The sequence below is a fragment of the Bradyrhizobium sp. NBAIM08 genome, from assembly GCF_020193935.1.
GTDB classification, from domain to species: domain Bacteria; phylum Pseudomonadota; class Alphaproteobacteria; order Rhizobiales; family Xanthobacteraceae; genus Bradyrhizobium; species Bradyrhizobium yuanmingense.
Map to the genome: position 1 here is coordinate 1 of NZ_JADYVR010000692.1, position 421 is coordinate 421.

The 421-nt window shown below is 64.1% G+C and carries 1 protein-coding gene; it reads right to left on the reverse strand.

The window, feature by feature from the left end:
- Nucleotides 1–139: 139 nt before the first annotated feature.
- Nucleotides 140–421, reverse strand: a 282-nt coding sequence (locus I6F37_RS41595; protein WP_225154612.1) for a hypothetical protein, incomplete at its 5' end; no start/stop codon positions are given.

Genomic DNA, 421 nt, shown 5'->3' on the forward strand with positions numbered 1-421 from the left:
ATGCCCGACTGACCTAAGGAAAGGACCGATTATGCCGAAGAATCGCCTTGGAATCGCGCTCACGCTCGCACTTGTTGCGGTGGGCCTCTCAGTTTCGGGCTGTGCCGGAATGCTCAACGGGATCGGCGGAGTTCCTCCATCACCAGCTGCTGTCGCCGATCGCACTGTTCTCGACGAACAGGCAGCGCTGTCGGTCGAGCTGGCCTATCAGGCGTCCAGCATTGCCATCCGCGCCGCCGTCTCTGTGGGCGCGGTGCGGGGCGAGAATGCTGCCCGCGTCGCCGAGATCGACCGCAAAGCGTACCGAGCCGTCCTCGCCGCCCGTGCAGCCTATGACGCTGGCAACGCTGTCAATTATGGCGCGGCGGTCGCGACTGCTCGGGCCGAGGTCGCATCCCTGCTTGCCCTCTTCCAGTAAAAG